Origin of the sequence: Bacillus sp. JJ1566 (genome assembly GCF_036962685.1) — a bacterium.
In the GTDB taxonomy this organism is placed as follows: Bacteria; Bacillota; Bacilli; order Bacillales; family Bacillaceae_L; genus Ferdinandcohnia.
The window spans coordinates 36,951-55,100 of sequence record NZ_JBALOP010000041.1 but is presented as its reverse complement, the minus strand read 5'-3'; the positions used below and the strand labels follow the sequence as shown (position 1 = coordinate 55,100).

Annotated in this window: 17 protein-coding genes, 1 pseudogene and 1 riboswitch; of the genes and pseudogenes, 1 reads left to right on the top strand and 17 read right to left on the bottom strand. The window is 38.5% G+C overall.

What is annotated here, in order from left to right:
- Positions 1 to 52 precede the first annotated feature (52 nt).
- From V7112_RS15990 to V7112_RS15910, 17 genes and pseudogenes are all read right to left on the bottom strand, one after another.
- Positions 53 to 280: a DUF2198 family protein gene (locus V7112_RS15990; RefSeq protein WP_335421560.1), complete on the bottom strand. Its 228-nt coding sequence runs from the start codon at positions 278 to 280 to the stop codon at positions 53 to 55.
- 262 nt (positions 281 to 542) lie between these two features.
- The gene (locus tag V7112_RS15985; protein WP_335421558.1) at positions 543 to 1,496 is read right to left on the bottom strand and encodes an ABC transporter substrate-binding protein; all 954 of its coding nucleotides are present in this window, start codon (positions 1,494 to 1,496) and stop codon (positions 543 to 545) included.
- Between the two features lie 174 nt (positions 1,497 to 1,670).
- Positions 1,671 to 2,462: an ABC transporter ATP-binding protein gene (locus tag V7112_RS15980; RefSeq protein ID WP_335421556.1), complete on the bottom strand. Its 792-nt coding sequence runs from the start codon at positions 2,460 to 2,462 to the stop codon at positions 1,671 to 1,673.
- 9 nt (positions 2,463 to 2,471) lie between these two features.
- On the bottom strand, positions 2,472 to 3,530 hold the full coding sequence (locus tag V7112_RS15975; protein WP_335421554.1) for a FecCD family ABC transporter permease: 1,059 nt from the start codon (positions 3,528 to 3,530) through the stop codon (positions 2,472 to 2,474).
- Positions 3,531 to 3,595: 65 nt separating this feature from the next.
- Positions 3,596 to 5,179 (bottom strand): peptide chain release factor 3, encoded by a 1,584-nt coding sequence (locus V7112_RS15970; protein ID WP_335421552.1) that lies wholly within the window; start codon positions 5,177 to 5,179, stop codon positions 3,596 to 3,598.
- A 610-nt stretch (positions 5,180 to 5,789) separates the two neighbouring features.
- Positions 5,790 to 5,874, bottom strand: a riboswitch (cyclic di-GMP riboswitch).
- Positions 5,875 to 5,896: 22 nt separating this feature from the next.
- On the bottom strand, positions 5,897 to 6,466 hold the full coding sequence (locus V7112_RS15965) for a DNA-binding protein (protein WP_335421550.1): 570 nt from the start codon (positions 6,464 to 6,466) through the stop codon (positions 5,897 to 5,899).
- Positions 6,467 to 6,599: 133 nt separating this feature from the next.
- Positions 6,600 to 7,055 (bottom strand): NUDIX hydrolase, encoded by a 456-nt coding sequence (locus V7112_RS15960; protein ID WP_335421548.1) that lies wholly within the window; start codon positions 7,053 to 7,055, stop codon positions 6,600 to 6,602.
- 11 nt (positions 7,056 to 7,066) lie between these two features.
- Positions 7,067 to 7,351 carry a hypothetical protein gene (locus tag V7112_RS15955; protein WP_335421546.1) on the bottom strand — a complete coding sequence of 95 codons (285 nt, stop codon included), beginning with the start codon at positions 7,349 to 7,351 and terminating at the stop codon, positions 7,067 to 7,069.
- Positions 7,352 to 7,585: 234 nt separating this feature from the next.
- Positions 7,586 to 9,007, bottom strand: coding sequence for a S1C family serine protease (locus V7112_RS15950; protein WP_335421544.1), 1,422 nt, complete (start codon positions 9,005 to 9,007; stop codon positions 7,586 to 7,588).
- A 111-nt stretch (positions 9,008 to 9,118) separates the two neighbouring features.
- Positions 9,119 to 10,522 (bottom strand): HAMP domain-containing sensor histidine kinase, encoded by a 1,404-nt coding sequence (locus V7112_RS15945; RefSeq protein ID WP_335421542.1) that lies wholly within the window; start codon positions 10,520 to 10,522, stop codon positions 9,119 to 9,121.
- On the bottom strand, positions 10,519 to 11,220 hold the full coding sequence (locus tag V7112_RS15940; RefSeq protein ID WP_335421541.1) for a response regulator transcription factor: 702 nt from the start codon (positions 11,218 to 11,220) through the stop codon (positions 10,519 to 10,521). The genes V7112_RS15945 and V7112_RS15940 overlap by 4 nt, the downstream gene beginning before the upstream one ends.
- A 42-nt stretch (positions 11,221 to 11,262) precedes the next feature.
- Positions 11,263 to 12,573 (bottom strand): serine hydrolase domain-containing protein, encoded by a 1,311-nt coding sequence (locus V7112_RS15935; protein WP_335421539.1) that lies wholly within the window; start codon positions 12,571 to 12,573, stop codon positions 11,263 to 11,265.
- 49 nt (positions 12,574 to 12,622) lie between these two features.
- Positions 12,623 to 13,570: a cation diffusion facilitator family transporter gene (locus V7112_RS15930; protein ID WP_335421592.1), complete on the bottom strand. Its 948-nt coding sequence runs from the start codon at positions 13,568 to 13,570 to the stop codon at positions 12,623 to 12,625.
- Positions 13,571 to 13,582: 12 nt separating this feature from the next.
- Entirely contained in the window at positions 13,583 to 13,891 is a 309-nt protein-coding gene (locus V7112_RS15925; protein WP_335421537.1) for an ArsR/SmtB family transcription factor, read from the bottom strand.
- Between the two features lie 17 nt (positions 13,892 to 13,908).
- Positions 13,909 to 14,955, bottom strand: coding sequence for a flavin-containing monooxygenase (locus V7112_RS15920; RefSeq protein ID WP_335421534.1), 1,047 nt, complete (start codon positions 14,953 to 14,955; stop codon positions 13,909 to 13,911).
- A 155-nt stretch (positions 14,956 to 15,110) separates the two neighbouring features.
- Positions 15,111 to 15,674: pseudogene (locus V7112_RS15915) on the bottom strand (GNAT family N-acetyltransferase).
- Between the two features lie 283 nt (positions 15,675 to 15,957).
- Positions 15,958 to 17,055, bottom strand: coding sequence for an FAD-dependent monooxygenase (locus V7112_RS15910; RefSeq protein ID WP_335421532.1), 1,098 nt, complete (start codon positions 17,053 to 17,055; stop codon positions 15,958 to 15,960).
- A 189-nt stretch (positions 17,056 to 17,244) separates the two neighbouring features.
- Here V7112_RS15910 and V7112_RS15905 point away from each other — a divergent pair, with 189 nt between their 5' ends.
- The gene (locus V7112_RS15905; protein WP_335421530.1) at positions 17,245 to 18,078 is read left to right on the top strand and encodes a hypothetical protein; all 834 of its coding nucleotides are present in this window, start codon (positions 17,245 to 17,247) and stop codon (positions 18,076 to 18,078) included.
- Positions 18,079 to 18,150 lie beyond the last annotated feature (72 nt).

Here is an 18,150-nt window from a genome sequence, read left to right as displayed (position 1 = left end):
TTCGATTAAACTTCAAAAAAAATAAAGCCAGTAACTTAAAGTTACATGGCTTTTATTTCTCCAATCTTTTTCCCTTATTTCTCGCATACAAGAATCCCGCTCCGAGCGAGATGATATCCGCAATGATGATAAAAATGGAATCCGCATACCCTTTATAGATGGACGCAGCGATTAGAGCAACCGCTAGTAATAATCCCACATAATAATTATAGGTCACCCTTGTAAAGAAAACGACGAGTACCCCTGGAAGTACGAGCGCCAGCAATAGTTTCAATAGCATTAAATTCGTGTCCTTTCAACAATCAAATGCGCCATAGCGTATTTGCGCCCAGATTTTTTCGAGCTTTCTCGAAAAATTTCCTTTGAAAATCTGTGGCATCCGCCGGAGGCTTAACTTTATTCAACTGTGGGATGTAATCCTAAATTAAATTTGCCCATCCTATAGCGTTCATCCTAACATATAGAAGTAGAGGACTACTGAATAAAGTTAACATAGTTTAAATATAGCAAAACTAGTAAAGTAAAACACGCAATTAACCCTGCTATTTAAACAATTCCGGATAAAACCCTTCAGCCAGCGTCTCAACTGCATACGCCATTCGGTTTCCAGGCAATACGCTCTCTAATGAAATGACGACGAAGTTTTCATTTTTTACACTTTCCAGCTGTGAGAGGGCTGGGTCGTTTTTAATATCTTTTATTTTTTGCTCAATCGACGGTGCGTCATAGTCGTGAATCAAGATGATATCCGGCTGCCTTGCGAGGACCTCCTCATAGCTAACAGTTGTCCATTGTTTGTCTGTAATATCATCAAAAATATTACGACCACCGGCAAGCTCAATCAATAACGATTCAAAATTCGTACCACCCGCTGTGAAAACACCGTTACCTCCACTGTCGTATATTAGTACATCAACAGCTTCCTGACCTGATAACTTCTCCTGCACTGCCGCAATTTGTTTCTTCTGTTCTGCAACAAACGCTTCCGCTCGATCCTCAATTTTAAAAATCTTTCCGATATCGAGGATTTCCTGATAGATTTCATCCATCGTTGTCGCCTTATTCATATACACTTTGATTCCATAGCTTTCAAGCTCATCGAGGTCCAGAGCTTCATTTCCAAATTCCCAATCGATTCCGTAAATAAAATCGGCTCCACTTGTTAATACTGCTTCCCTTGTAGCAGAACCGTATGTGAGCTCAGGAATTTTAGCATAGTCCTCCTCAAACTCTGGCAAAGCACCACGGCTATGATTGTCCAAGCTATTTCCGATTACATAATCAGTCAGTCCTAACGCGATAAATAACTCTGTCGCATTTGGGCCTAAGGTTAATACCTTTGAAGGCTTTTCGGTAATTTCTACCTCTCTATCATAATTATCTATAATGAGAGAACCCCCCTCGGGTTGTTTTGTAGCCGTGTCCTCTTTCTCTGCGCCACATCCCGCTACTATCAACATGAGAACCCCGGTTACAAGCAAAACTAGTTTTTTCATTGTAATTCTCCTTATTTAATAAATTGCGCATCGGCGTATTTGCGCCCAGATTTTTTAGGCCCACACGAGGTGGGTCACAAAGACGTTGCCACTGGATGTAGCGCTCTTAGTCTTTGATCTATTGTTCGAAAAGTTTCCTTTGAAAATCTGTGGCATCCGCCGGAGGCATTTACTTTATTCAGTTTCAGATGAATAAAGTAAACTATGGGGTAAAAAGGTGATCGATACCTTTTTAGTAATGGGATGAATCGTTACATCCGACCTAATTCCAAAAATCTCGTAAATCGAATCCGGACTTAACACCTCTTCAGGAGTTCCCCCCATCAACAATCGTCCATCCTTAATAACATACAATCGATCACAATAAAGAGCTGCTAGGTTTAAATCATGAATAGCTGATAAAACGGTAACCCCCAGCCCCTTAATTAAATCAAAAATTTGTAGCTGATGCTGGATATCGAGGTGATTTGTTGGCTCATCGAGAAGCAGCAAATCCGTTTGCTGTGCAAGTACTCTTCCTAACAAGACTCGTTGCTTTTCCCCACCTGATAGATTGCTATAATTTTGTTTTTCCATTTCGGACAAACCAATTTGCTTAATGGCATTTGCGACAATCTCTTTATCTGTCGTACTATCCCCGTCAAAAAAGCCTTTATATGGACTTCTTCCCATCGCAATAATTTCTTCCACTTTAAAATCAAATGGAATGACATTTTCCTGTCCGACTACTCCAACTTTTTTCGCAGCCCTTTTGGTATTCATTTTATCTATATTCTCTCCATCTAAAAATACAACCCCGGAATCCGGTTTAAGTGCACGGTAGATATTTTTTAACAGGGTTGATTTACCGCTTCCATTTGGGCCAATGATTCCAATAAACTCGCCTTTAGAGACATGCAGATTCATATCTTCAATAATTTGTTTTTCATTCAGTGAAAAGTTTAAATTCTCTACCCTAAGTTTCAATTTTTCACCTCATTGCTTTTTTGTTTTTAATAACCATATAAAAAATGGCCCTCCGACTAATGCTGTTAAAATTCCAATTGGTAATTCCTCCGGCGCAATGACCATTCTTGCAGCAACATCGGTCCAAATTACAAAAATTCCGCCGAGCAAAGCACTTACAGGAAGAACCCGCTTATGGTCGGATCCAACAAGCAGCCTTGTAATATGTGGAACCATTAATCCGATAAACCCAATTGAACCACTAACTGCAATCGTGACACCTGCTAAAAGTGAAGCAACAAGAATTAATATTTTATGCAATCTCGACACATTAAAGCCTAATGTTCCCGCCGTTTCATCACCAAAAAGCAAGGCATTTAAGGCACGGTATTGACTCATTAAAAGGATCATACAAAATATCGCAACAATAAGCGGTAGGGTTAAATACCCCCATTTTGCCCCAGCTAAGCTTCCCGACATCCAGAATGTGGCATTATGTAAACCTAAAGCATTCGGAGCACTAAGTGTAATAAATCTTGTCAAAGCATCCATCATGAGAGCAATAGCTACACCAGTTAGTAAAAGGTGTGTAACATTGATTCTACCGTTCACTCTCGAGATTGTATAAACTAAAATGATAGTTACTGCAGCCCCAATAAAAGCACTAATGGATAGTGAATAGGTTCCAAAAACTGAAAAAACGCCAAACAGCATACCTAAAGTTGCGGTTGCGGACGCACCTGATGAAACCCCCAGAATGAAAGGGTCAGCCAAATGGTTGCGTACCAATGCCTGCATGACAACTCCTGTAATTGCTAATGAGGCCCCAACAATCATTCCTAATAATACCCTAGGCAGGCGCAACCCCCAGACGATATTTTGTTCAACTAATGTCCAGTTATTTTCAACGGTTAGAAATGGAAGTTTTGCGATAATAATTTTTGTGACTGTTAGTGGATGAACGGAGACTGGACCAATTCCTATTGCTAAAAGGATGGATAGAATGCTTAAAATAAACAGTAGCAATGTAATAACCTTCATATTTGGTTCATCTTGATTGAAGATTTTTCGAAACAAATTTCTGTTCATACATGGTCCTTTCTATATAAGCATGAACGCCCAGAAAAGCTTCTGAGCGTTTGAGAGTGGTGCTTTTATACACCTTTATAGTCGTTACTTTCATATAAGTCGATAAGTTCGATGTCTTTATGCTTATCTTGGAAATAGCGATACGTAAAGTCATTTTCAAATAATACGACATATCGTTCATTGCGGTCACGAACAAGTAAACTTCTAGAATCAAAAAGACGTGTGTCCACATCCTTGTTCGCAATCCATCTTGGTATCCGAGTTCCAAGAGAGCTGAATTCTACAGATACATTATACTCTGCCTCTAATCGATATTCAAACACATCATATTGAAGCTGTCCAACAGCACCAAGAATGAAGTCATCGTTTGATTCCTGCCTAAATAATTGAATGGCACCTTCTTGAACGAGCTGCTCAATTCCTTTTCTAAATTGCTTTGCCTTCATAACGTTCTTCACGCGAACTTTACGATACATTTCAGGCGGGAACACAGGGAGTTCCTTATAGTGCATATCTTCTTTACCAGCAATTAAAGTGTCACCAATTTGGTAGACGTTTGGGTCGTAAATTCCGATAATATCGCCTGGGTATGCCTCATCAACTGTTTCACGGCTTGCTGCCATAAATGCCTGCGTCTGATTTAATTTGATTGATTTTCCCGTACGAGTGATATTGACACTCATTCCGCGCTCAAATTTTCCTGAGCAGACACGCAGGAACGCTATCCGGTCACGATGTTTCGTATTCATATTCGCTTGGATTTTAAAAATATACCCTGAGAACGTTTCATCCTCTGGTGGAACTAAGCCTAGATTTGTTTTACGAGGTTTAGGTTCTGAAGCAAATTGTAAAAATGTATTAAAGAACGTTTCAACCCCAAAGTTTGCGAGCGCACTACCAAAGAAAACAGGTGTCAGATCACCCTTTACGACACGTTCTACATCAAAATCATTTCCTGCTTCATTTAATAAAAGTAACTCGTCTTGTGTACTGTCATAAACCGGGTTATCTGTAATTCCTGGATGCTTGCCGTCCTCCAGCTCCTGTAATGGAATGATTTTTTCATCTTCATTACCAGTAAAATGAACAAACCGATTGTTATAACGATCCACTATCCCTAAAAATCGTTTCCCCATGCCAACTGGCCAATTCATTGGATAGGACTCAATACCAAGAACCTCTTCAATTTCAGCTAAAAGATCCAAAGGATCCTTACCTTCACGGTCAAGCTTATTAATGAATGTAAAAATCGGAATTCCTCTCATTCGACAAACTTTGAAAAGCTTAATTGTTTGTGGCTCGACACCCTTTGTGGAGTCGATGATCATCACAACGCTGTCCACGGCAGTTAACGTACGATAGGTGTCCTCACTGAAATCTTCGTGTCCTGGTGTATCCAAAATATTGACGTAGAAGTTCTCATACGGAAAACTCATTACACTTGATGTTACCGAGATTCCACGTTGCTTTTCAATTTCCATCCAGTCCGATGCAGCGAATTTTCCTGATTTTTTTCCTTTTACCGTACCCGTTTCTCGAATTACATTTCCAAAAAACAATAGTTTTTCTGTCATCGTCGTTTTCCCGGCATCCGGGTGTGAGATGATGGCAAAGGTTCTTCGTTTTTGTACTTCATCTATATAGCTCATGCAAATTTCCCTTCCGTTATCACGAATTGTATCGAAAGTTCAAAAAGTCCGGTAAAAATGACACATCGAATTTCTTCGTTGGCTTGTTTTTCCGTTGCTCACGTATTCAATACATACGCTCCGCTACTCAAAACTGCACCGCCTCGAACTTTCGACGCACAGGATGTGCTAGTGTCGACAATGCCACAGGACGTGGCGTTTTTGTCGACGCGGTCCTTTTTATCCTTCTTTTTGAACACACATTGTATCTAAAAAAATATATCACAATTAAAAAAGAACTACAACGAGAATTGATTCCAATTTCACTGTGGAAAGTTATAAAAAATAGGCCAATCTGTGATACATATCACATCCTATAATAAAGGTTCCCACTATACTAAAAGTAGAAATTGAAAAACAATAATGAGGTGAGAGTTACATGTTTGTAGCATATTTTATTCTTATAAGTATTATTCTCATTTGCGTAGGTTTTACAGTACAAATTATGAACGGAATTAAAGAAATAGATAGAAATTCACTAGACCAATAATCTAGAAAAAGAAAACGGGAGAGGCTAGTTTTTCTAGCCTCTCCCATCTTTTCGTCATCAAATAAAGGTACCCTTCCATTCTATAGCAACCCGGCCACCATAGAGAATGCTCCTTAGGCCCGTGGCTTTGCGTCATCGTTTTTCAACAATTTTGCCTTTTGTATAGTTTGGTCGTCTATCTATGCTGTCTATCTAATGGCTTTGCTCATGCGCTGATATTTACGTTGAATGCTAATTGGGCTACGGTTTAACCTTTTTCCAATGTCAGAATATGGTGTACCCATTGCAACAAGCTCGATCATGGAATGAATTTCAACAGTTGTCCATGAACGGTAATTGACCCTCTTCTGCTTTGACCGCTCCCCTTCAACCCAACAAGGTTCAGGAACGATTGCATTTTTTTCAATTTTCGAGAAGTCAATTCGGTCTTTATTGTTTTTTGCCCAACCCCAAAAATCTTCGGGTTTAATAAAGTAAAACTTTCGTGTGTTTCGTGTTGCCTTTTTTGTGTACTTTAGTCCATGGTTATCAATCCATAGCTTTACAGACTTTGGATCAATTTTTAATAGAGTTGCCAATTCATGCATTGTTAACTGGCCGGTGAAGGATTTCGTGTTTGAAAGTCCTAATCTCTTAATCTTTAACTCAACCGCCGTTTCCGTCCTATGTAGGTGATTCGCAATCGTAGCGATCTTCATACGACCTACATTGTCCTTCAAAAACTCTATTTCCTCATACGTCCATGTTCTTTTCTTCAAATCAAAAATCCCCTTTTCATTCTTAATAGTACTAAGAATGAAAGGCCTTTTGATGACATACTACTATCATATCATACTATTGAACTAAAAAAACATGGATAATTTTATTTTTCGCAAGATTGTCAAGTGCTATTTATACTTTTCTAGTTTGCAGGTATGTATGTAGGAATTTTGGTATAAGTGGATTTATGTTTTCTGGCAAATTATAAAGACTAAAGAACTGTGCATCCATTCCTTCGTCGCGGTTCACATCAAGCTCCCCACCTACAATATCTCTCGTGACATATACGATTGTAATTGGATAAAATTCATCTCCATTTGGAAGCTTTACATAGTGTTCTTTGCCAGAAAATACACTAACAAGATCCATTTTCCCGATTTGTAGCCCAGTTTCTTCTAGTACTTCTCTCCTACCTGCTTCTTCAGTTGATTCCCCTAATTCTAAAAACCCTCCAGGTACACCCCATACACCGTTCAATCGTTGCTGGAGCAGGATTTCACCTTTTTCATTGATTACCCCAACTGCTGTGCCAACTAAATTTAGCGGTCGATTGCCGACAACTTCTCTTAAATCTTCAATATAGCCCATTATAAGTCCTCCTATCTTTTAATCTCTGAAAATAGATAGATGATGAGTCCAATTAATGCGACTCCAATTGATAGATTCCCATAAACTTCAATTCTTTCAGGATTGATGAAAAGAACATCTAAGTATTGAACAGGTTTGCCACCCGAGAAGTCGTTGATGTTATATAACGCTAATGCATTTAAGGTCCCAAGAATGGTCAGGGACACTCCCGTTTGCTTTGCAAATTTCTTGTGTTTGTTTTTGACGATTCCAATCACTATAAAGAGAAGAAATACACATATGATTGTAAATTTCATATTTAACCCACTTCTTATTTTTATGGAAATAATAACACATTTATACAATAAAAGGAATTTTTAATTTTTAATATGCTGTCGGAATTTTAGAAATGAAGAAATTTAAATTGCTGTCACTATCAAAAACATGCTGTCGTTTCCCGGGAAATGTTGTCGGTGATAGAAAAAATTGTCGGAAGCATTCCTAACGTAAAACAGACCCAAACCATACTTGGCTTGGGTCCTTTATATTCATTATTCAATTCCACTATTATTGCTTGTTAAGGTTAGTTTTGCTGTTTCAAGTTTGCCACCGCGGTAAAAGCTTAACTCAATTTCATCACCAATTTTTACTTTCGAATATAAATATTTCCGAAGATCCATTGAGCCTTTAACCTCAGTATCATTAATCTTCACAATGACATCAGTCATTTTCATTCCAGCTTTTTCGGCTGCTGAGTTCTGTGCAACACTTGTTACGATGACTCCTTCTTTTATATCTTCAGGAAGGTCGGCATAATACATTCTTGGAATTTCTGCAAGATCTGCTAAACCGATGCCGATAAATGGACGCTCAATTTTACCACTTTCAATTAAATTGTTAATGATCGGCACGACATCATTACTAGGAATCGCAAAGCCTAAACCTTCAACTCCACTATTCGCAATCTTTAAGCTGTTAATTCCGATGACTTGCCCTTGCGTATTTAAAAGGGCACCACCACTGTTACCAGGGTTAATGGCAGCGTCGGTCTGAATAACGTTTAATTCCCAGCTACCCGCAGAGGTATCAACGGAAATGCTACGGTCCTTCGCACTTACAATCCCAGATGTAACGGTTCTTGATAAATCTAGGCCTAGTGGGTTTCCAATTGCAAATACCTCGTCACCAGGTCTTAATGACTCTGAATCACCGAATTGCAGAACAGCTTCTACATCTTTAGAATCTATTTCTAAAACAGCTAAATCGGTTAACGGATCTGTTCCAATTAACTTAGCCATTGTTTTTTCACCATTATAAAGGGAGATTTCCACTTCATTTGCATTTTCGATTACGTGGTTATTTGTAACAATATACGCTTTATCGCCATCCTTTTGGAAAATAACCCCGGAACCTGTTCCACTAGGGACACTTTGTGAATTACTTCTGTTAAACGGATTTTGTTGGGCTTGCATGCTTGTAATACCAACAATCCCTTTCGATGCATCTTCAACCATATCCGCAACAGAAGATGCCGAGTCATTGACAGCAGTTGGTTGGATTTGGACAGGTCCAGAAGCTTCAATTACTTCTGATTGCTTCTCATTTGCAGGTGCATTTGAATTGAAATATCCTTGTAATCCATTAATATGTGGCGCAACTCCTAGTGTTAATGCTGAACCAAGAACACCAGCAGATACCATGGATAAAAAGCTTTTCATTTTCCCATTTGATTTTTTCTCTTTTGGCTTGGATGAGCGAAGTGCCGTTTCTTCCGTTACCGCCGATTGCTGAATCGTTTCTGTTTCGACTGTCTCAGATGGAACTGGCTCTGCTTTCACTTGCTCAACTTCTGATTCTAGTTTCATTTCTTCCTGTTCGGAATGAATCTCTTCAAATTGATTTTCATTATTCTCTAAGCTGTTAGGTTCATCTTCTGTATGATTTAATTCATCAAAACGTTTATCGTTTTCCATTAGGAATTCCTCCTTAACTTATCTCCATGTATTTATATCATAGACAAAAATTATGAACAAAATATTAACAAACCTTGAAAAGACATGGAAAATCCACCAGAACGGTGGATTTTACTCTGATGGAATTCGAATTTCAAACTTGGTTCCTTTTCCTTTTTCACTAGACACTTCAATTTTTCCGTTATGGAGCTGGACGAGTTGCTTCACAATTGAAAGTCCTAGACCAAATTGGCCAAATGGAGTTCCAGTTCGTGAGACATCGGCCTTGTAAAAACGATGCCAGATTTTCTCGATTTCTGCTGGGTCGATTCCCACCCCAGTATCTTCAATTTCAATGATCGTTACGTGATCGTCTTTTTTTCCACGTATCCAAATAATGCCGTTATCGGTAAACTGGATACTGTTTTTAATAATATTGATTAAAATTTGAATCAAACGATCGTAATCGGCGGTTATCGATAAATCTTCAGGGACTTCAATAATTATTTGGTCATTTTTTTCATCAGCCTGTGGCTCAAGGGTATCTTTGACAACCTCAAGAACTTCAATTAATTCAATCATTTCCTTTTGGAGAGTCACTTGATTGGAGCGAATTTTTTCATAGTCCAAGTTTTCATTCACAAGACGAATGAGACGTTTTGTTTCCTGACTTACTAATTGAACTCCCTTTTCCTTTTCTTCTTCAGGAATCAAGTCGTTTTTTAACCCTTCAATCACACCGCTAATCGTTGTAAGTGGTGTCCGCATTTCATGAGAGACATCGGCCATGAATTTCCTTCTCCTGCTCTCAAGACTTTCGATTTCCTCCATTGATTTCTGCAATCGCTGCGTCATCTCGTTAAAATCATTGGAAAGCTCGCCAATTTCATCAAAATCAGATGAAGGCAATTTTACGGAAAAATCACCAGCGGAAATCATCGAGGTTGCTTTCCTTAAACGTTGGATACGCTTCACATGAATTGTCGATAAAATCCAACTCATTAAAAGAGCAACTGCCAATGCCAAAAACATCGTGTAAAACAAATATTGGTTAATATCATGTATCATTTCCTGTGTCCCACTTATCGGTGACGCAAGAAGGACCCCACCGACAAAGGTTTGACCCAGCATATACGGCATGACAATAAATGTCACTTCCTGTTCAAAACGCTTATAATCCTGTTTGACCGACACAATATGCCCACTGCGGACCTTGTCCCATTCCTTCTTTTTTAATTCCACCTGTGGTACAAATCCACCGACAGCACTCAGGCTTACTCCATTTTCGTCAAATACCGTAAAATAAATATTCCGCTCACCTAGCATGTTTGCGTATTGACGGATCAATGTATCGACATTCGATGTCCGATTAATATCGCCAATGATATTCTCACCATATGTTGTCAATTCCTCAACCTTTTCTTCAAAGAGCAGGTTTCCAACGTAGTGCGCGAACACAATGCTTAAAATAATAAACGCAACCACAATCACACTGATGTGACTAACAAGCTGCTGAAACATGTACCGAAATTTCATTTTTCTTCCTCAACGGACTCATCGAATTTATAGCCAACTCCCCATACTGTATGGAAAAAGGGCTGGTTGGCAGATCCAAGTTTTTTACGAAGCCGTTTTATATGTACATCAACTGTCCGTTCATCCCCGTAAAACTGGTAGCCCCACACACGGTCCAATAACTGTTCCCTTGAAAACACCTGCTTCGGATGCTGTGCAAAATAACATAATAAATCAAATTCCTTAGGTGTTAAATTGGCAATTGGCGTTCCATTTAAGATGACTTCTCTTGTATTTTTGTTGATTTTAAAATGCCCGGTTTGGAGGGTATCTGCTTCGACTTCATCTGTAGTGCTATTGTTATAACGACGAGTAACGGCCTTAATTCGTGCCATCAAGGCGAGTGGGCTAAATGGCTTTGTGACATAGTCATCCGCCCCCATCTCAAGTCCCAATACCTGATCAGATTCACTATCCTTAGCTGTCAGCATGATAATTGGAACGGAGCTTTTCTCCTCACGTATTTTTCGGCAAATGGTGACCCCATCCATCCCGGGCAGCATCCAGTCCACAATAAGTAAATCCCAATTTTCCTCTTTAAACCGGTTATAGCCCTTTAGGCCATCATGGACAAACTCACCATCGATGCCTTCCTTTGAAAAAAACATTTCAATCATAGAACAAACACTTTCATTATCTTCTATAACGAGAACTCTCATGTTTCCAACTCCTAATATAGAACCATTCATATTTCTATTTTACTATACAAAATCCGATTTAAAAAAGGAGTGCTTTTTTACAAACTCTTGTTCACGGCCATAACAGTCTATATAATGCAGGGTTATTTGGTCATCTCCAACTTCAAATGTCAGGGTTTCATATAGAAATTCAGCTTGATAAACCAATTGATCATTTATCACTTTTACAAGATTAATAGGGTATGTATATGGAACACCATACTTTTTAGGAGATGTTATAAATAAGGAACTGTCTCTTTTTTGCTGAATCGCAAGCTTTGTATGATCATTTTTATACTCTCCGACTAATTGCTTGGTATCAATCTCTTTTTCTATTTTTTGAAAGACCGCGATTGGTTCTACTTGTTTACCAAACGCGATTTTCGAAAGGTCACTACACATTTTTTCTATAGGAGTAAGATTTAGATTTGATAATACAATGACGGTTACATCTTTTTCTAAATTCAAATAAAAGTCACTTACAAAGCCGTTTATATCCCCCGAATGACAAGCTATTTTTTCAGGTTCATCTAGTAAAAACCAACCATAACCGTAACCATCAAGATTAGGGGTAAACATTTGGTCGACAAACTCTTTACTTAAAATATTCCCATTACGTATAGCTTGTCCCCACTTGAATAAATCCTCAACTGTAGAGTATAGACCATATGCCCCAAGAGGGAATGACATGTCTATAAACTCGGAATGAATGATCGTTTGATTTAATGTGTGGCCTGTAGCCAAAAAAGGAATAATTGTTCTACCATCATCAACACCTGTATCCATCATTTTAAGTGGGCGGAATATTGTTTCAGTTAAAAAATCTGAATAGGACTTTCCCGTAATCTTTTCAATAATAGCGGTTAGTACAAGATAACTAGCATTGCAATACTCCATTCTCTCTCCTGGTTCAAACTCAAGTGGTACAACATTAATGGAACTAATAATCTGTTCAAGTGTAGATTGTAGCCTCATCGATTTAGCCCAGTAGTCCGGTGATGAAGTAAAATCAGCGATTCCTGACGTATGGGATAATAAATGATGAACAGTTATTAGATTGCCGAATTTAAAGTCCGGTAAAAACGTATCAACCGTATCCTTCAATCCAAGTTTCCCTTCTTCAACAAGCTTTAAAATAGCTGCTGCCGTAAATGCCTTTGAAAGGGAACCGATTCTGAATTTTGTTTTTGAGGTTGCAGGCACTTTATATTGGAAGCTTGCATAACCATAGCCCTCTGAAAGCAGAATGTTTCCTTTTTCCGCAACAAGTACTGCTCCATTAAAATAACCTTGGTCCGCTAGTGATTTCATATAGTTTTGGAGATTGTGTTTCATAAATTCCTCCTATGTAGAAAGGGGGCCTTGAGAGCTAGCCCCCGTAATGTTAAACCTTCATTTCCCCATGCTCAATCGCTGATTTTTCAATCTGAATCGTCGTATGTTCGATTTTGAATTTGTCGCGTATTTTATCAATGGCTTGCTGTAAAATTTCCTGACTGTCATGGTCATCCTTGATTAAAATATGACAAGTGAGTGAATCCATTCCAGAAGTAATCGTCCAAATGTGGAGGTCATGAACATCAATTACTCCGTCAATTTCCTCCAACGTTGCTTTGACTTCCTTCTGATTAATTGTAATCGGTGTGCCCTCCATGAGGATATGAATCGAATGTGTCAAAACGCCCCAAGCACTTTTTAAAATAAGTATGGCTACCACAACCGAAATGATTGGGTCCGCAATATACCATTCAAAAAGTAGCATCAAGAGGCCTGCGATAATCGCCCCGACTGAACCTAGGGCATCACCTAAAACATGTAAATATGCACTACGAAGGTTGACGTTATTTTTCACATCGCCTTTGCTAATTAGTGACCAGGCACTAGCCAGATTTGCCAAAAGGCCAATTCCAGCAATGAGCATCATTGTTCCGCTCGCTACTGTTGGAGGCTCGAAAAAGCGTTGGAATGCCTCATACACGATAAAGCCAGCAATGATGAACAACGTAACTGCATTAAAAAGGGCAGCCAAAATTTCAAAACGGTAAAATCCGTACGTTTTCTTCGGTGACGCAGGTCTTGTTGCAAACCAAAACGCAACTAAACTTAAAAATAACGAGCTTGCGTCACTTAGCATATGCCCTGAGTCAGATAGTAGGGCTAAGCTATTTGTGAAAAGACCGCCGAAAAATTCAAGCAGCATAATTCCAGTGGTAATAACTAAAGCAATGAGTAAACCTTTTTTATTTCCTTCTCTCACTTCATCGAAATGATGGTGGTGATGATGACCATGGTGGTCGTGTCCGTGATGATGATGGTGGTGATGGTGTCCCATCATTTTCCCCTCCTATTCGTGTTCAATATGATGGATGACTTGGTGTAGCAAGGTTATGACATGTTCATCATCATATGTATAAAGGAAAGTGTTTCCTTCGCGGCGGTATGTCACTAACCGTAAATTTCTCAGCAGGCTGAGTTGATGGGATACAGCCGATTGTGACATTTCGAGGACCTCTGCGATATGGTTGACCGAGCATTCCTCTTGAGACAATAAAAAAAGTATTTTGATTCGCGTCGGATCAGCAAGTGCCTTAAAAATCCGTGACGCTTCGTCAATAGTCGCTTGAGATAAAAATGAATGATCCTTTTGTTCCAATTTTTTAACCTTCTTTCTTAATTTTGCTTGGCATCTTGGATATGCTGAACGATGTATTTTGCATCTTCTGCAACACCCTGAAGTAGGGCAGAGCCCCTGCGATATTGCCAAGGGAGGCCTAAAAAATAAAGACCCTTTACATTTGTGATTCCTCTATTTTGAATGGGCAGACCATTTTGATCTAGTACGTTTGTGACTTGCAGCCAATTATAATGTGATTTAAAACCTGTTGCCCAGACTACATTAGGTACCCTCAGATTGCTTTTATCTTGAAAAAAGAACGTATCTTCTTTTATATTCGTGGTTCTTGGTTTTAAAGTGATTTTTCCTGATTGTATAGCCTTTTTTAATTCAAATCCAAAAATGGGATCTGGACGATTTTTAATAATAGAACCTATTTTCGATGCTGCATTTGCTCTGAGTATACCCAATTTATCAAACCACCAAAAAATGCTCTTTCCACCTAGGTTTTGCGGGATAAAGGTAAATTTCTGACTAGCTGAAAGGGTCACATCTCGCTCCTTTGCTAGCTCAACTGCAATTTGTGCACCAGAGTTTGCTCCACCTACTACTAATATAGGTCCATCATTGAGTTTGGATGGATTTATGTATTGAGACGAATGGATTTGAAATACATGATGGGTTAAGTTTTCTGCAAAGCTTGGAATGAAAGGTTCCTGAAACGGACCTGTTGCGATTACCACATTTTTTGAATGAAGTGTTTCATTTGCCGTTTCAATTTTGAATCCTTTTTCTGTTTTTGTAACAACAGTTACCGTTGTATTCAGTTTAATCGGAAGTGAATGGTGGGATGCGTATTTAGCCAAATAATCGGCAACCTCGTCCTTAGTTGGGTAACCATGCCTAGCACCATTCATTTGTAGACCCGGAAGCTCGCTGTATGCCCTTGGTGTAAATAAAGTCAATGAATCATAGCGATTTCGCCACACTTCACCAATTTCCTTCGCCTTTTCTAAAAGGAGAAAAGAATGATTTGTCTTTTTTAAATGGAAGCCCATAGCCAAACCCGCTTGACCTGCACCAATTATAACGACATCATACATAACGATCCCCACTTATCTATAAACTATATGAGCATATGTTCATATATAATATTATAATGTGGTGTGAACGGTGTCAATATCAATTGGAAATTAATTCTTGTTTGAGAAAAAGATTAAAAAAACTGCATTTCGTCCTGAAATGCAGGTCTAACATATTATTTCATTTTTTCCCATTCTTCCCGTAGTAATCCCATTCGAATCGAGTCGTAGTAGACGCCATTATAATAACGGCATTTTCTCATACGTGCTTCAAGTGTCATTCCAAGCTTTTGGCCAACCTTGATCATGCGATGATTTCCAGACCATGTCGTGTATCCGACTCGTTCGATATATGGGATTGTTTCAAATAAATAGTCAATCCACAGCTTAATTGTTTCCGTTCCATAGCCATCGCCCCAATATTCAGGAAGATAGATGACAATCCCCATTTCAAGCCATCTTGTTGCTTCACTTTCCCAGTAAAAAATGACCGTACCAATGATTTGACCATCCGCTTCAATAATCATTTGGTCTAAGGGGTGGTGTTGCATTACGAGTTGATGCTCAGCCTTTTTTAAATATGTTTCTTTATCAATGTACTAATGGGTGAAATAGGGCGCATCCCATTTTTTCCATTCTGGATTTGGGTCACCATAACGCATCTCCCAAAGCGTAGGTAAATCTTCTTTTTCTACTTGACGTAAGGTTACTTTTTCTCCCTTTATTTTGACTAGATTCATTGTGTTCCCCCTATTATCATGTTTCCTATAGTTTTTTATTCGGTAAAAATAGGGAAAATCCTTTCTTTTATTGGAAATTGGACTTTATTTAATCCATTTGCGTACCTAAATGTTAACTTTTCAGGTAAACCATTTCCTAATTTTATCCATCCACATACCTCTTTCCTGACTTTTCAGGTTCGCCATTTCCTAACTTTATCCATTTGCGTGCACCTTTCTTCACAGATTAATTTTTTTAGTTTCCTAAACAACAAAAAAGCATGCAGCTCTAATCTGCATACTTTTAATAACCGACCACTTCTAAAAAGTTGTCTTTAAATGATTCTTCTTTTTCGAATTGCATTTTTTGTTGTTGTTCAATTTCTGCTCGTCTTGCTGTCTCGAATTCTTTTAATCTTGTTTCGCTTAACTCTCCATCGATTAGGGCTTGCTCAAGTATAGGTGCCAAAACATGAGCATCCTTTATCGCACAGTTTACCCCGATTGCAGCCGTTGGCGTCATCGTATGAGCGGCATCTCCAAGGATAACAAGACCATCTTTCACCCATGTTTCTGCTCTTGAGCTGAATACTTTTAAGCAAACGAAATTTTTCCAGGATTGAATGTGTTCACGAACAATTGGTTCTAATTCTGGAAAACTTGTTAAAAGTGGTTCCAAAAATGGTTCCAGCGGTTGCTTCCGTAAAGCGGCAAAGGTACCTTCTTCAATATTCCAGCCAATTTGGATCATTCCGCCTGTTTGTGTGAACAAGGCGAGTTGATGACCATCGACAAGTACCATTTTGGTGGATGGTTCCCAACCAGTTGGTGCTGGTATTTTTGCCCAAAGCACATCATAACCATGAGTTTCCTCAGAAGCGGCAATGTCCGCAAGTTTTCGAACCGTCGAATAGCGGCCATCTGTGCCCACTACGACCCGGCTTGAGATATTGATTTCATGTCCATTTTGTTTAGCTTTTACACCTGTATAGTTTTCTTTTTCATCCTGAATTAATTCAGTGACACTTGTGTTTAAAAGCAGTTGATAATTTGGAAACTGCGCTGCTTCATTTGAGATGGCTGTTAAAATATGTGGCTGAGGAATATGGATTCCTACGTGATCATCCATTGTTGGAGTGATTGATTTTACAATGTTGCTGCCATATAAATATTCAACCTTTTTCATTTTTAACAATCCAAGTTCTTCTATTTTATCAAAAAGATGATGTTCTTTTAAAATGGCTTCGGTTTCGGCGTTGATGTGCTCACCTCTAAATTCACGTTCGTTTCCTGAAGTGCGCTCCACAACGATGGTAGATATCCCTTTTTTTGCTAATAAATAACCAAGTAGAGCACCCGCTGGGCCTCCACCAACAATGCAAACATCTGTCTGTAGATTCATGTTTTCACCTTCTATAGTAATCGTAAGATGTAAAAAAGTTTTCTAATAAGAAACAAAGTTTACTAAACGATAATTAAATGATATCAACCAAGCTTTAATTGGTCAACTGATATTCATTTCCATTCATGTTTGTAATATTATAGAAAGTAACGCTGCAGTTTTTGGATAATTTTAGAAGGAGAGACATAAATGAAGGGAATACTTATAATGATTGTTTTTGCTTTCGCCTTTATATTAGCAGGCTGCGGAAACGAACAAACTACATCAAAACAAGTCAAGGAGAACGAAAATAAACTACCACAACAAACTGAAGTAGAGAAGGTCGAAGATACACCGTCAAAACAAGCTGAAATTGATGAGGTCGAAAATGTACCATCGCAACATACCGATGATGAAAAAAATACAGAGCCTTTTGAATTGGACACAGCAACATATGAGAACGGGAAGCTAACGATACACTATCCTCAACTTATAAAAATGCAAAATACAGAACTTGAGCAACAAATCAATCATCTCATTAAAGATGAAGTCATTCTTTTTCTAAACCAATATCAGGATGGCGATGCTCCACTCAAGATGGATTACGAGGTCATCCTGCCAGATTCTGATACATTTAGTATACAATATACTGGTAATTATAATGGAGGGATGTATCCGACCCGGCTTCTTTTCACAACCAATATCGATTGGAAAACAGGGGAGAAAATCAGATTATCCGATCTTTTTGTTTTAGATGAGCACTTTATTGAAACATTAAAAGTTGCAAAATATATTGATTGGGAGAATCCACCTGAGCTAAATAAGGAAAAACAGGCTGCGATTATTGAATACTTAAACACAATTAACAACCAAGATCTAATCGGGGCTTTTCAAAAAGCAGATCACTCAAATCCCGAAGTAAATCCATATGGAATTTTTTCTTACTATCTAAATAATACTGTTGTCTTTAGCATACAAGTCCCACATGCGCTCGGAGACCATGCAGAGTTTGAACTAAACATGGATGATTTGGTGTTGAAATAAAATAACACTTGGAATCGATTTTTTCTTTTCTTATTAACTTAAACTAATCCCCCACTTGTTGAAGTAGGGGGA

What these genes read in the sequence shown, in the direction of transcription:
- V7112_RS15975 (WP_335421554.1), bottom strand. Translation starts at nt 3,530, where the DNA reads ATGAACAGAAATTTGTTTCGAAAAATCTTCAATCAAGATGAACCAAAT.
- V7112_RS15910 (WP_335421532.1), bottom strand. Translation starts at nt 17,055, where the DNA reads ATGAATCTACAGACAGATGTTTGCATTGTTGGTGGAGGCCCAGCGGGT.
- V7112_RS15905 (WP_335421530.1), top strand. Translation starts at nt 17,245, where the DNA reads ATGAAGGGAATACTTATAATGATTGTTTTTGCTTTCGCCTTTATATTA.
- V7112_RS15930 (WP_335421592.1), bottom strand. Translation starts at nt 13,570, where the DNA reads ATGGGACACCATCACCACCATCATCATCACGGACACGACCACCATGGT.
- V7112_RS15935 (WP_335421539.1), bottom strand. Translation starts at nt 12,573, where the DNA reads ATGAAACACAATCTCCAAAACTATATGAAATCACTAGCGGACCAAGGT.
- V7112_RS15960 (WP_335421548.1), bottom strand. Translation starts at nt 7,055, where the DNA reads ATGGGCTATATTGAAGATTTAAGAGAAGTTGTCGGCAATCGACCGCTA.
- V7112_RS15950 (WP_335421544.1), bottom strand. Translation starts at nt 9,007, where the DNA reads ATGGAAAACGATAAACGTTTTGATGAATTAAATCATACAGAAGATGAA.
- V7112_RS15990 (WP_335421560.1), bottom strand. Translation starts at nt 280, where the DNA reads ATGCTATTGAAACTATTGCTGGCGCTCGTACTTCCAGGGGTACTCGTC.
- V7112_RS15920 (WP_335421534.1), bottom strand. Translation starts at nt 14,955, where the DNA reads ATGTATGATGTCGTTATAATTGGTGCAGGTCAAGCGGGTTTGGCTATG.
- V7112_RS15985 (WP_335421558.1), bottom strand. Translation starts at nt 1,496, where the DNA reads ATGAAAAAACTAGTTTTGCTTGTAACCGGGGTTCTCATGTTGATAGTA.
- V7112_RS15940 (WP_335421541.1), bottom strand. Translation starts at nt 11,220, where the DNA reads ATGAGAGTTCTCGTTATAGAAGATAATGAAAGTGTTTGTTCTATGATT.
- V7112_RS15945 (WP_335421542.1), bottom strand. Translation starts at nt 10,522, where the DNA reads ATGAAATTTCGGTACATGTTTCAGCAGCTTGTTAGTCACATCAGTGTG.
- V7112_RS15955 (WP_335421546.1), bottom strand. Translation starts at nt 7,351, where the DNA reads ATGAAATTTACAATCATATGTGTATTTCTTCTCTTTATAGTGATTGGA.
- V7112_RS15970 (WP_335421552.1), bottom strand. Translation starts at nt 5,179, where the DNA reads ATGAGCTATATAGATGAAGTACAAAAACGAAGAACCTTTGCCATCATC.